The sequence below is a fragment of the Enterovibrio coralii genome, assembly GCF_001559595.1.
Lineage (GTDB): Bacteria > Pseudomonadota > Gammaproteobacteria > Enterobacterales > Vibrionaceae > Enterovibrio > Enterovibrio coralii.
On record NZ_LNTY01000006.1, the window covers coordinates 270,310 to 284,004 of the forward strand.

9 protein-coding genes and 2 pseudogenes are annotated in these 13,695 nt (G+C 47.8%); 4 read left to right on the plus strand and 7 right to left on the minus strand.

From position 1 onward, the window contains the following. From ATN88_RS01955 to ATN88_RS01965, 3 genes are all read right to left on the minus strand, one after another. Positions 1–1,374 carry a TolC family protein gene (locus ATN88_RS01955; protein ID WP_067410597.1) on the minus strand — a complete coding sequence of 458 codons (1,374 nt, stop codon included), beginning with the start codon at positions 1,372–1,374 and terminating at the stop codon, positions 1–3. Positions 1,375–1,463: 89 nt separating this feature from the next. After that, complete coding sequence (locus ATN88_RS01960) at positions 1,464–1,862, minus strand: DUF2946 family protein (protein ID WP_067410601.1); 399 nt, start codon at positions 1,860–1,862, stop codon at positions 1,464–1,466. A 170-nt stretch (positions 1,863–2,032) separates the two neighbouring features. After that, the gene (locus ATN88_RS01965) at positions 2,033–2,743 is read right to left on the minus strand and encodes a TetR/AcrR family transcriptional regulator (protein WP_067410604.1); all 711 of its coding nucleotides are present in this window, start codon (positions 2,741–2,743) and stop codon (positions 2,033–2,035) included. 157 nt (positions 2,744–2,900) lie between these two features. On the opposite strand from ATN88_RS01965, the gene ATN88_RS01970 reads away from it, so the two are divergent. Genes ATN88_RS01970 through ATN88_RS01980 form a run of 3 tightly spaced genes read left to right on the plus strand, consistent with a single transcriptional unit; the run spans position 2,901 to position 8,121 of the window. Further along, the gene (locus tag ATN88_RS01970) at positions 2,901–3,977 is read left to right on the plus strand and encodes an efflux RND transporter periplasmic adaptor subunit (protein ID WP_067410609.1); all 1,077 of its coding nucleotides are present in this window, start codon (positions 2,901–2,903) and stop codon (positions 3,975–3,977) included. After that, the gene (locus ATN88_RS01975; RefSeq protein WP_067410613.1) at positions 3,977–5,041 is read left to right on the plus strand and encodes an efflux RND transporter periplasmic adaptor subunit; all 1,065 of its coding nucleotides are present in this window, start codon (positions 3,977–3,979) and stop codon (positions 5,039–5,041) included. The genes ATN88_RS01970 and ATN88_RS01975 overlap by 1 nt, the downstream gene beginning before the upstream one ends. Beyond that, complete coding sequence (locus ATN88_RS01980; RefSeq protein WP_067410618.1) at positions 5,038–8,121, plus strand: efflux RND transporter permease subunit; 3,084 nt, start codon at positions 5,038–5,040, stop codon at positions 8,119–8,121. Before ATN88_RS01975 ends, ATN88_RS01980 begins: the two co-directional genes overlap by 4 nt. 46 nt (positions 8,122–8,167) lie before the next feature. On the opposite strand, the pseudogene ATN88_RS01985 reads toward ATN88_RS01980, so the two are convergent. From ATN88_RS01985 to speG, 4 genes and pseudogenes are all read right to left on the minus strand, one after another. After that, positions 8,168–9,213 (minus strand): annotated as a pseudogene (locus ATN88_RS01985) (FecCD family ABC transporter permease). Continuing rightward, positions 9,194–10,156 carry an ABC transporter substrate-binding protein gene (locus tag ATN88_RS01990; protein ID WP_067410621.1) on the minus strand — a complete coding sequence of 321 codons (963 nt, stop codon included), beginning with the start codon at positions 10,154–10,156 and terminating at the stop codon, positions 9,194–9,196. The pseudogene ATN88_RS01985 and the gene ATN88_RS01990 overlap by 20 nt, the downstream one beginning before the upstream one ends. After that, a pseudogene (locus tag ATN88_RS01995) lies at positions 10,153–10,970 on the minus strand (ABC transporter ATP-binding protein). The gene ATN88_RS01990 and the pseudogene ATN88_RS01995 overlap by 4 nt, the downstream one beginning before the upstream one ends. A 247-nt stretch (positions 10,971–11,217) precedes the next feature. Continuing rightward, positions 11,218–11,745 carry a spermidine N1-acetyltransferase gene (gene speG, locus ATN88_RS02000; RefSeq protein WP_067410624.1) on the minus strand — a complete coding sequence of 176 codons (528 nt, stop codon included), beginning with the start codon at positions 11,743–11,745 and terminating at the stop codon, positions 11,218–11,220. Between the two features lie 453 nt (positions 11,746–12,198). Between speG and zwf the strand changes: the two genes are divergently transcribed. Then, entirely contained in the window at positions 12,199–13,695 is a 1,497-nt protein-coding gene (gene zwf, locus ATN88_RS02005) for a glucose-6-phosphate dehydrogenase (RefSeq protein ID WP_067410629.1), read from the plus strand.

Below are 13,695 nucleotides of genomic sequence, written 5' to 3' on the forward strand. Positions count from 1 at the left end.
TTATTGGCGTTGCGAGTGCGAAATATCAGAATCGGTTAACTCAAGGTGGTCATGGTCGAACTCGAAACCGTCGAGTAGCGAAGCCAGATTGCTGCTGACAATGTTTAAGTCAGTCACCAATCGTTCCATTTCGAGTTGAAGCGTTAATTCGTCACTTGCGGCTGCAATCACATCGTTGAATTGCGCGGTATTGTTCTGATAACCGCGTTCAACTGCTTTGGTTCTCGCTTTTGCTTGATCCAATAACGTGGATTGATAGCGTTCTAAGCGCTGTTCAAGGTTGGTTTTATCGATGAGTAGGGCATTCACTTTCGCGTTCATTTGAGACAGCAAAAGGTCACGCTGAGATTGCGCTGCGCCCACTTGGTATTGAGCCGCAGCGTAGGTCTTGTCTTGTTTGTTCTCGGTGAACAACGGAATGTCCAGTGTCAGATAGGCACTGACTAAGTCAGACGCTGGCTTGCCGTTCATGCCATTGGCTTGTCGGTATGCGTACATCACCTCGACACCAAATTGCGGCTGATACGCTTGTTCTGCAATATCAACTTGGGTGCGGCTGGTTTCTATGAGGGTGTCAGCCATTGAGACCATTGGGTGTTTAGCAAGGAGCGTGTAATGTTTGGTGCCCGTTGAACGCGCCAAATTGGTATCTAATTTTTGCCAAGCAAGGGCATTCGTCGCCTCGATAGCGCTGGTGCTTTCAAGCCAGTCAGAACCAAGCCACTCAGACAACTGGGATACCAGGCGACGTTGCATCTGCGCGTTCGCTTGCAGCTTTTCATCTAGCTTGCTGACCTGAAGCTGCGCGTTGAGGAGATCCTGCGCTTCGTTCTTACCAATCGAATAATTGGTTTGAATAAAGTTTGCCAGTTCTTCCATCAGGTGTTGATTTTGATGAATGATATCGGCTGCTTTTTGTTGATAGCCGAGCTCTAGCCAAAGCTGGGTAATGCTGTTGGCAACGTCCAATTCACGGACAGCGATTTGATTTTGCATACCGTCCGCTTGTTGATTGGCCTTTTTGAGCTGAAGTGCGAGTGTCTCACCACGTTCAAATTGTTGCATCAGTCCAACCGAGATGTTTGTCATCGGGTCCTGATCGAACTGAAAGCTATCAACAGGCAGGCCTCCAAAACCCACTTTGAGTTTTGGGTCCATCAGTGTTGAGCTCGCAATGCCTGTTTCTCGCACCGCTTGAGATTGCGCGAAAATGGCCTTGCGGCTGGCATCGGCAGCCAGTGCTTTATCAATAAGCAGGTCAAGCTCGGTGACCTTGCTGTCTGCTGAAAGAGTTTGGCTTGAAGCATATGCAGGTGATGCACTCCAAGCGATGGCACACATCGACAGTGCCAATAAGCGTGGTTTGAGTTCCATGACTTAATCCATTCTATTTGCGCCAAATTGCGGCGCAGAAAAAACTGCTCCGGAACGAAAGTCGAACCTGAGATGGGTTTTGTGAAGGATTAAGCTATCGGTGGACGATAGAGAGACTGGGCGCGTTCAATTACAGACGCACGTTGGTCGGCATTGATTAATGCCAGTTTGGCGTTGTTTTGAGGGGATTGGTAAGGGTTATCGAACAGGGCAAATGCGCTCAGACAAACGGCAGGACAACAGTCGTGATCCATCATGGTGGACGAGCCACAATCTGACGACATTTGAGACGTTGTCATACCATGCATCTCATGATGCGCCATGACGTTGCTTTGCGTGTCACAGGCGTTTACGGCTGTTTGAGATACATGCTGCTTGTCCATCATCTCAAACGTCATCATGGGTGCGCCAGACGCAATACTGGATATCAGCATGACAAGCACGCTGAAAGCAGTGATCCAGAATTTACGAAAGGCTGATAAATGCATCTGACTATACGATTCAATAACAACGAATAAAGAATATCGATATAAATGTAAAGCTTCCCCCTAGGGGAAGGTCAACGTTGAAATGTGAAAACTAAGCCAAAATGCATTCGTTTGCATGATGTTTAAACATCATGCTTCTAAAATCGACAGGAAGTAGCGCGAGTTTCCCTCTATACACAGCAAGGGAGGTCGAGCACCAAGTCTTCAAGCTTCTCTGGGGCCAACATTTGCTCTGGCTTGATATCGAGTTGCATCGCCATCGAGCGGTTGAATAACTTCCAATGATTGAGCAAAAGGATGTCCGTTTTATCGGCACTCTCTGGCCAGGTCTCAAACATGATTGGACGCAGGCTGGTTGCAGCATGGGAACATTGCAGCAATTGCCATTTCATTTCCCACATGTGCACAGGCTTTTCAGGGTGCTCTGCGTTGTAGTCATCAAACAAAACGCCAAACACAGACGCGAACTCTTCTTTCGAACCCAAGAAGTAGGTGAGGAGTGAGTCATCGCCTTGGCGAACCGCATCGGCAATAAACTGGATTGGACGCGGGTTGAGTAGCGTGAACGCCAGCATTTTTACAAGGAAATGGTAGATACGCTCGGCACTGGACGTGTCGTTCGGCATCTTCTCAATCAGCAAGGTGATATAGCTTTGCATGTACTCGTCCATCGCATCGCTGATGGATTTCCATATTTGCTCTTTGCTGCCAAAGTGGTGGCGAATAAGGCTGTGTGAAACACCGGCTTTTTCACTGATGTTTCTTAGTGAAACGCGCTCAAAACCAAGCTCTGCAAACATGTCTGCTGCCACGTGCATGATCTCGTGTTTTGTTTGTTCCGCAGTTTCTGCACTACGTCTGCCTTGCCTTCTTTCCTGCATAACTGTTTGTCACACCTTCAGTTAACCCTGAGCATTTTTATCAGATCCGAGAAAAGGACACCAACTTTTTTATTATACAGGTGGAAAATATATTGATCATAATTCATCCTTATTTATACTGCACAGGTGTGTAATATAAACCAACGGAGAGAGAGTAGTGCGATATCAAAGACTGAAACGCACCCTCAGCGGCTTGTTTATCCTCGTGGTGACGGCGGGATTGCTGTCAGGATGTAACGAAGCCATATCGGAGACTGCGGATGTCACGCCGATCAAGCCTGTAAAACTGCTTAGCGTGGCTGACTATGTAGTGTCGCCAGCCGACGTATTCTTAGCAGAAGTCGATGCGACCAATCGTGCGCAACTTTCATTTCAGGTCGGTGGTGAGATCGACAACCTCAATGTGAGAATGGGTCAGCGTGTCAGCAAAGGTGATGTGTTAGCAACGCTCGACCAGTCTGATCTCAAATTGTCACTTGATTCAGCCAAAGCAAGTTATGCATTAGCGAAAACCCAGTGGGAGCGTTCAAAACGATTGTTCGCGAAAAAGCTGGTAAGTGCTGATGTCTATGACCAGTCTGAAACTCAATTCAAAGCAACCCAAGCCCGTTATGAAACAGCGAAAACGGAATTGAGCTATACCCAGCTTATTGCCCCTTTTGACGGCGTTGTTGCTTATACCTTTGTAAAACAAAATCAGGTAGTTGGCGCAAAACAACAAATCCTAAACTTGATTGATAACACCCAGTTGGATGTGACCTTCTCGATGCCCGTGACCTACGTTGAAAAGCGCGGTATTGAGAGTCTGTCTGACCAAGAAATTTGGGTATCAATGGATAGCGATCCTGCCTCCAAAATTCCTGCCTCTTTTAAGGAAATTTCTACTCAACCGAACACAGATACCAACACGTTCGAAGCCATCGTTACATTTGAACGTCCAGCATTTCGCAACTTGTTGAGCGGTATGACAGGCCAAGTTCACATTGCTAAAGGACAGACTGAAATGTCACTGCGTTTGCCTGAGTCCGCATGGGTCAGCAAACAAGGCAATGAAGGTTCTGTCTGGATCATGGATCCAACGAGCCACGAAGTGTCCAAAGTTAACGTCGGCACAAACTACAAGGGCGAAGTCATCAGTGGCTTGAACCCGAACGATCTCGTTGTTGTCGCCGGTGTTGAGTCCCTTTACGAAGGGCAAGTGGTGAAAGCATGGCTGCGAGAGGAGGGTATCTAATGAAATACAAAGCACTTAGCGCAGCTATTGGCGCCGTGTTGTTACTTTCTGGCTGTCAGCAAGAAGAAGCGGCAGTGCAAGAAACGCCACTTTATGTGTCTACCGTGGAAGTGGATGCACCGGTGAAGAACCAGTTCCGCATCTTCAAAGGCCAAGTGGTTGCTGCAGAGCAAACGCCAATAGCTTTTCGTAGCAGCGGTGAAGTGGTTGAAGTCTTGGTCAAAGCGGGTGACAAGGTCGAAAAAGGTGACCTACTTGCACGTCTTGATGACAAAGCCGCTACCCAGACCCTTAACGATGCAAAAGCTCAACACGAACTTGCCGTGAAGCAGTTGAAACGTGGCCGAGAGTTGTTTGGCAAGGCCATGATTTCCAGCGCAGAGCTGGACGGTTTGATCGCCAACAAAGCCTTGACCGAAGCGCAATATGAGCTGGCAAAAAACCAACTTAAATACACCCGTTTAGACGCGCCATTTAGCGGCACCATTTCAGATGTGTTTAAAGAACGTTTTGAACGCGTTCAACCGGGTGAAGCGGTGGTGAATTTGTACCAAGACGATAAGGTCTACGTACAGATTGAGTTGTCAGACAACGTATTGGCGATGATCACACCGAATGGTCAAGCCGTTCGTTATCAGCCTTGGGTGTCATTCTATGGCTTTGAAGGTCGCCATCAAATGACCTATCTCGAGCACAGCAATGAACCCAATGCCTCAACCGGAAGCTATGAGCTTTGGTTGTCGATGAACCAGATTTCACCTGCTGTGTTGCCGGGCACTACCGCCACCGTGGCAGTAGATATGGTTGAAGCTGGCATTCAAGCGGTGGATGGTTATCAAGTGCCGATGACTGTACTCCAAGCCGGTGATAAAAAAGGTGAGTTCTACGTGTGGAAACTCGTTGGTGATGAAGTAAGCCGCGTCGCTGTCACGGTTGCCGAAGTGAACGGTAACGGTGCCGTTGTTGCTAAAGGCATTAGTGAAGGTGACGTACTGGTGAACTCCAACTTGCGCAAACTGCGTGAGGGTAAGCAGGTTGAAGCAACGGGGAAGCGTAACGGATGAATATTGCTGAATACTCAATCAAAAACAAAATAATCAGTTGGCTGGCCATTGTCATCCTAACGATTGGTGGTATTACATCGTTTCTGGATTTGGGACGTTTGGAAGACCCTGCGTTTACCATCAAAGACGCAATGATCATTGCTACCTACCCAGGTGCCACGCCAAAAGAAGTGGAAGAAGAACTGACGTATCCGCTCGAAAAGGAAATTCGCCGTCTTCCATATATCGACAAGATCACGTCGACATCTTCCAGCGGTATGTCTCAAATCATGGTGAGCATGAAGATGGACTATGGTCCAGACGAATTGCCACAGATTTGGGATGAAATGCGCAGAAAGATCAATGATTTGCGTCCGTCTCTGCCACAAGGCGTCAACTCACTTTCTATCATCGATGACTTTGGTGACGTGTTTGGCATCATGTTGATGCTGACTGGCGACGGTTACGATTACGTCGAGCTGAAACGCTACGCGGATTTGCTGGCGCGCGACCTTGAGCTGGTTGATGGCGTTGGCAAGGTTGCGATTGCGGGCGATCAAAGAGAGATGCTGTTCGTCGAGATTTCTCTCGACCGATTAGCCTCGCTCAATTTGGACATGTCTATCGTTGCCGGCCTTCTGAACCAACAGAACAACGTTGTAGCTTCGGGCGAAGTCATGGTCAACGGTGAAAGTTTGGTTATCCGTCCGAGTGGCACCTTGAACTCTGTTGAGGCACTGGAAAACCTGATCATTCATGGTCGTGATACCGGAAACCTGATCCGTCTGAAAGATGTGGCAACGGTAACGCGTGATATTCAGGAAAAGCCGGGCAACGTTATCACCTACAACGGCAAGCCAGCGATCAACTTGGCTATTTCGTTCGCATCTGGTGTTAACGTTGTTGAAGTCGGTAAGCGCGTTCAGGCTGAACTGGATACCTTGGAGCAATTAAAACCTGCTGGTATCGAACTGAACTACTTCTACAACCAATCTGCTGAAGTCGATGCATCTGTACAGGATTTCGTGATCAGTTTGGCGCAAGCCGTTGGCATTGTGATTGTCGTGCTGCTGTTTGCTATGGGTATGCGAAGCGGCATCATCATCGGTTTGGTTCTGTTGCTGACGGTCTTCGGTACCTTCATTTTGATGAAGTACAACGACATCGAGTTACACCGTATTTCGCTTGGTGCCTTGATCATTGCGCTCGGTATGCTGGTGGACAATGCCATTGTTGTTGTGGAAGGTATTCTGGTTGGCCTGAAGAAAGGGCGCACCCGTGTTCAGGCAGCTGCAGACATTGTTAAACAAACACAGTGGCCGTTGCTTGGCGCAACTGTTATCGCGATAACTGCTTTCGCACCTATTGGTCTGTCTGAAGATGCGACGGGCGAATTCATGGGTTCGCTGTTCTGGGTACTGTGTTATTCACTGTTCCTAAGCTGGGTGACAGCACTGACCTTAACGCCATTCTTGGCAAATCTTCTGCTTAAAGAAGAAAACGTCAATGAAGGGGAAGATGTAGACCCATACAAAGGTTGGCTGTTTGTTGTCTTTGGCTGGTCGTTGAAATTGGCGATGCGATTCCGTTGGCTAACCGTTGCAGGCATGATTGCCTTGCTGGTAGCGGCTGTGATGGCATTTGGCATGGTGAAACAACAGTTCTTCCCACCGTCAAACACGCCAATGTTCTACGTGGATTTGTGGATGCCTGAAGGCACGGATATTCGTGAAACTATCAAGCAAACGGAAAAGGTTGAAGCCTACATTCGCGAGCAAGATGACGTCGAATTTGTGACGACCTCAGTGGGTCAAGGTTTGCAGCGTTTCGCGCTGACGTACCAACCAGAGCAAAGCTATGAAAGCTACGCACAACTTCAAGTGCGTACAACAGACCGTGAAAACATGTTTGTGGTGTTGCGTTCACTGACGCAGACATTGCCACGTGATTTCGATAAACCGACGTTCCAGTTCAAACTGATTGAGTTCGGCCCGTCACCTGCATCGAAAATTGAAGCCCGTATAACCGGTGCGGACCCGCAAGTGCTGCGCGAAATTGCACTGCAAGTTGAAGACATCCTTCACCAAGATCCCGGTGCACGAAATATTCGTCATGACTGGCGTGAACGTACCAAAGAATTGGTGCCCGTCTTCAACGAGTCGAAAGCGCGTCGCTTGGGTATTTCGAAAGAAGATTTGTCTAACACGCTGCAACTGACGTTTGGCGGTAGTGCTATGGGTGTGCTTCGTGATGGCACAGATATGTTGCCAATCGTTGGCCGTTTGCCAGAGCTTGAGCGTGTGGATTTTGAGTCTATCCAGAACGCGACGATTTGGAGCCCGTCACTACAAGCGTACGTGCCAATTGATCAAGTGGTTGATGGTGTTGAGCTGACGTGGGAAGACCCAATCATCAAGCGTCGTGACAGAAAACGCACGCTGACAGTGTTGGCTGACCACGACATTCTAAGCGAAGATACCGCAGATGCGTTGTTCCGCCGTGTACAACCTGCCGTGATGGCCTTGGACTTGCCACAAGGCTATGAGATCACGTGGGGCGGTGAATACGAGTCGTCTGTGGATGCGCAGCAATCGCTGTTTGGTTCATTACCAATGGGCTATCTGCTGATGTTCGTGATCACCATATTGCTGTTCAACTCGATTAAGAAGCCGCTGGTGATTTGGTTCACCGTGCCGCTGTCAATTATCGGTGTGTCGTTTGGTTTGTTGCTGTGGAACATGCCGTTCAGCTTTACGGCCTTCCTTGGCTTGTTGAGCTTGAGTGGCATGATCTTGAAAAACGGTATTGTTCTGATGGACCAAATCAACATCGAAATGGATTCAGGCAAAGAACCTTATCAAGCGATTGTTGATTCTGCCGTTAGCCGTGTTCGCCCTGTGAGTATGGCGGCATTAACCACGATTCTTGGCTTGGTGCCTTTGATGTTTGATGCCTTCTTTGGCTCGATGGCTATCACCATCATGGCGGGTCTGGGTTTTGCGACTGTCCTGACCTTGATAGTTGTGCCAGTGATGTATTCCATCATGTTCAACATCAAGCCCACCAAGGATAAAACGGTGGAGCTAGCACCGGCAGCGTAATGCGATAGAAGTGAAAAGGCGGGAAGTATCCCGCCTTTTTTGTCTTTCAGACTGTGGGTTTCTTCCATACGAGATAGAGAACGAATATTCCACCCAGCCCAGCAGTGACAATACCAACGGGTAACTCCTGTGGTGCCAAAATGGTTCTGCTGACAAGATCGCCCAACGTTAAAATCACCGCTCCCCACAATGCAATCAAAGGTAACGCCAATCGGTGGGTCATGCCTGAAAAAGGCCTCACCAAATGCGGGACCATCAATCCGATAAAGCCTATGACGCCGGTTAAAGAGACAATGGAAGCGGTACAAAATGCGCAGCGAGAAAGACTTCACTTTGAATCCTGTGGACGTTGACGCCCAAGGACAGAGTTGTTTGTTCACTGACGAGTAAGGTGTCCAACTCACGAAAGCGAAACGCGACAAGCGCGAGCAAACCTATGACGCCAATAGCGGCGAAAATCAGGTTGTCCCAACGCGCTAACCCCAAGCCTCCCATGGTCCAAAACAAGATTGAACTCGCCGCTCTTTGATCACCCGAATAGATTAAAAAGCTGGTACCGGCACCAAAGAGAAAGGAGATCGCAAGGCCACAAAGGACAATGTTGTTGCTCCCTTGTTTTTTCTGAATGGAAAACAATATGAGCACTGCGGATGCAGACAGAATCCCGCCGGTAAATGCTGCTAAGGGTAAAGACCAAGAGCCTAGTACATCGCCAAGGTGGGTAATGATCAGCACTGCACCTGCTGATGCGCCGGATGACAAACCAAACAAGAAAGGGTCAGCAAGGTCGTTTCGCGTTGATGTTTGCAACAGTCCACCGACCATGGCCAATCCTGCTCCCGCTATGATCGCCAGCAGCACTCTTGGGATACGAAGGTCGACTAAAATACGGCTCGTCATTGTGGGTTCGTTTGCGAAGAATGATTGTAGCCCAGTGATGACTTCACTTGACGTTAGTGGAACTGAACCAAACCGCAGACTGAAAAGGCTGGCGACCACCAACAAAACACTACCGGATAGCCAAGCTATCCGGTAGCGATTGAAGACGAAAGCGGGTCGGGAGGACCGAACTTTATTGCGGGTAAAAAGCATTGGAGAGTTTTTCAATCGCAACGATATTTGCAGGCCCAGGTGTCAGTTGTTCATAACGAAGCTTCACGTAACGCTGCGCCTTAACTGCATTGGTGTGCTTCATTAGAGGGTGCTGTTCCAAAAAGCGTTTGAGTGATTCCGCGCCATTTGCGGTTTGGTAATCAAGAAGAATAATGACATCAGGGTTTTCGTTAGCCACATGTTCCCAAGAGGTTCTCGCCCAACTTGTTTCCATATTGTCTGTTACATTGCGTCCGCCAGCGGCTTGTATCATGGCGTTTGGCATGGCGAACTTACCCGCGGTAAACGGTTTGTCTTCTCCTGAATCAAATAAAAACACTTTAGGTGCCGACGATTGTTGAGTTTGGTTATTAGTGGGGATGGCATTCACTCTCGTTTGCCAATCTTCAATGAGGGCTTCTGCTTCGTCCTGCTTATCAAATATGACACCAAGCTTTCTGACATCGTCATAGAGCAAATCCATCTTTGCTTCATCACTCAATTTGCGTGCATGGATACAGCTTTCAGTTAGCACCAAGGTATCAATACCGTACGGTTTTAAACTTTCCGGGGTCACGTCGCCGCCCAGTTTCATCCCATAGTTCCAGCCCGCAAAAAAGAAGTCAGCATCGGATGCGATAAGCGTTTCCAGTGTTGGGTATTTAGGCGCAAGCTCGGGAATGTCTCCCAAGGTTTTTTGAAAGTCAGGAGACATTTTGTACCAACCAGTGATACCTGTTACGCCCGTGATGCTGTCTTGCAAGCCAAGCGCAAAAGCCATCTCAGTCATATTGATGTCGTGAAACACCGCTTTTTCAGGGCGTTTATCGATAGTCAGCGGAGTTCCGCAGTTATCGACGGTGACAGGATATTCAGTTTTTTGAGCGTTAGCGTGCGCGAAAGGGATGAAAACGAGTAGTGGTAATACAGCAGACCATTTCATTGAGTGGCTCCCTGAAGTGAATGACTATTTTTGGCTGATGCGGCCTCAAAATGATGAACCGTGGTATCGATTTGAGGATGTTCAATGGGGATGACGTGCAATCCAAATACAGGCGTGATGAACTCATTGCGCATCACGACAGATGGGGGCGCGAACGTGACGATTTGTTGTTCTGACATGAGTAGCACTTTATCGGCAAAGGGCGTGACCAAAGGGAGGTCATGCAATACCGCTATCGAGCAATGCCTTTTCGTTTGACGAGGGCGAGAAGTTCAAGACGCGCAAGTGGGTCAAGGTGGTTAGTTGGTTCGTCGAGTAACAACAATTTGGGTTTTTGAGCCAATGCTCTCGCAATGTTTGCACGCTGCTGCTCCCCACCAGAAAGTGAGCCGTAGCTGCGCTCAACAAGATGAAAAAGACCGACATCTTCAAGTGCGACCATCACAGAGGTTTCATGCTCTTTCTGAGAACAACAAAAGGTGTGAGGCACTCGGCCAAGCCAAACATATTCACGCACGGTTAGACGGGGATCGACATGCTCATTCTGAGCGACGACTGCAATGTTTTTGGCTATCTGTTGTCGCGAGAAGGACTCAAAGGGCGCATTGTCGATGAGTAGTGCCCCCGATCTTTTCGGGTATTCGCCAGTCAACGATCTCAGAAGGCTAGACTTCCCACTGCCATTGGGTCCAATGACGGCAACGCATTCGCCTGCGAATACCTCAAAAGTCGCATCATTTAAGGCTCTCCAGCCTTGATGGTTTTCCGCACAGAGCCGATGTGCTGACACGATAGGCTGCTGAAATCCTTTCATTCGCATTTGGATCTTTTGTTTGAATTGGTATGTTATAACATAACATTTGGTGGAATGTGTTTGTCAATGGGCTTACTCAATAACAAATAGCTTTCTCAGGAGGAAGACATCACCTTCCATATAGGAATAAGAACGAGAGGGCGTTGCCGTTGCGATTAAAATGAAAAGGTTATTCCCTAAAAAACAAAAGGCTTCTCTGTGAGAAGCCTTTTGCTATAAATATGAGTTACCGTTTCGCTAAGAAGCGTTACTTCTTACCGCGGCTTTTTAGGTAGGTATCTTGCAGGATGTACATGCGCTTGATGTCGCAGTATTCGCCGTTTACGAAGATTTCCTTCACCAAATGGCCTTCCTCGATAAATCCACATTCTTCGTAAAGGTGGATCGCACGTTCATTGTTTACCGCTACAAGCAAATACACCTTATGCAGGTTCAAGATTGTGAACGCATAGTTTAGTGCTTTGTTGATCAGCGTGCGCGCATAACCACAACCTTGGTGGTCTGGTGCGATGATGATCTGGAATTCAGCGGTACGGTGAATGGAGTTGATCTCGACAAGCTCTACCAAGCCGACAGATTGTTTCTCTGAGTTTTCGGCGATAAAGCGACGCTCGTTGCTGTCGTGAATGTGCTTTCGGAACAGCTCTTCCAGCTCGTAGTACGACTCATAAGGTTCTTCGAACCAATAAGACATAATTGAACGGTTGTTGTTTAGTTGGTGAATAAAGCGAAGGTCTGTTTGCTCAAGAGCGCGGAGGCGGATTTCATTATCCATGTTACTTTCCATTAACAAGTAAAATAGTGCTCAATGCATAAATCACGGGAGTTTATGCTAAAGCGAGAAAATACCATTAAAGAGTGTAGGGGGAAATGAATATTTCCTCTCTTATTTTGAATGCCTAAAAGTTATGCAGGTCACGGAATTCGCGTTGTATTTTTCTTGCTCACTTTTCAGAAGAGGAAAGTCAGAATTCTCCTTAACGAATCAGCGTGATTTTTCTCTTGGCTGTACAGTAATTGCTCGCTCATTTGTGAATTGATTAAAAGCTGCACGGAATTGGCTTGGGAGTGCATGTTTTTAAGGGTTTACCTATTAGAAAGATAGGTAAAACCAATCATTCCAAATGTAAAATGCTGATATTTTATGGGCTGGCTTTATAGTTGTGACGAATTCGGACTTTTTAGGTTAAATTTTGTCCGCATTCTTGCCCATCGCAGGGAAATCCATATGGCGAAAGAAAACAATAACATCGTGATTTTTGGCGCGTCAGGCGACCTTACTAAACGTAAGTTGATCCCAGCCCTTTATCACCTCTATGCAAACGATATGATGCCAGAGAATTTTACAATTCTTGGTGTTAGCCGAACTGACTACTCAGACGAATCGTTTCGCGAAAAGCTGGTTGCATTTTTAACAGAAAATGAAAAAGTCGATGAAGAAACTCTCTCTCGCTTTTGCCAGCATCTTTATTACCTGCCAATCGACCCTGCCGATTCTTCAAAATACGATCAATTAGCGGATCGCCTCCAAACACTGAGCGACAAGCACGACACCGGAAACAATAACCTTTACTACCTGGCGACACCGCCAAGTCTGTACGGTGTTATTCCTGAGTGTCTGGCAAAACACAACCTGCATGACCAGTCGAACGGCTGGAAGCGTCTTATCGTTGAAAAGCCGTTTGGCTATGACACCGCAACGGCTGAATCTTTGGATAAAAAACTGCATGATCAGTTTGAAGAAGATCAGCTTTACCGTATCGACCATTACCTAGGTAAAGAAACGGTTCAAAACTTGCTGGTATTCCGCTTCTCAAATGGCATGTTTGAGCCACTTTGGAACCGCAACTTCATCGATTACGTTGAAATCACAGGTGCAGAGTTCCTTGGTGTAGAAGGTCGTGGTGGTTACTACGATGGCTCAGGCGCAGTGCGAGACATGTTCCAAAACCATCTGCTTCAGGTGTTGGGCATGGTTGCAATGGAACCGCCAGCAGCGATTCGCTCTGACTCCATCCGTGATGAAGTCACCAAAGTGATGCAGAGCTTCCGTCCACTGAGCGACGACGATCTGAAAAACAATCTGGTACTGGGTCAGTACACGGGTTCAACCGTTCGTGGTGATACTCTACTGGGTTACCGCGAAGAACCGGGTGTTGCTGAAGACTCTCGTACCGAGACATACATCGGTCTTAAGATGTTTGTTGATACTTGGCGTTGGAATGGTGTGCCATTCTATGTGCGCACTGGTAAACGTCTGCCAACACGCGTGACAGAAGTGGTCATCCACTTTAAGAAAACACCGCACCCAGTATTCGGTGCTAACGCGCCGGAAAACAAACTGGTAATCCGTATTCAGCCTGATGAAGGTATTCTGATGAGCTTTGGCTTGAAGAAACCGGGTGCGGGTTTTGAAGCAAAAGAAGTGTCGATGGAGTTCCATTATCAGAACCTCCAAGAAGCACAACTGCTGACCGCTTACGAGCGTCTGCTGTTGGATGCAATCAAAGGTGATTCGACCTTGTTTGCACGTTCAGATGCGGTGAAAGCGTGTTGGGAATTTGTTGAGCCGATTCTGCAATACAAAGAAGATCCAGATGCGCTGTTCGGTTACGCAGCGGGTACATGGGGCCCAGAGCAAGCGGACGAGCTGTTGAAGCGCGATGGCCGTGAGTGGCGCTACCCATGTAAGAACCTAACAAACACAGAATATTGCGAGCTATGA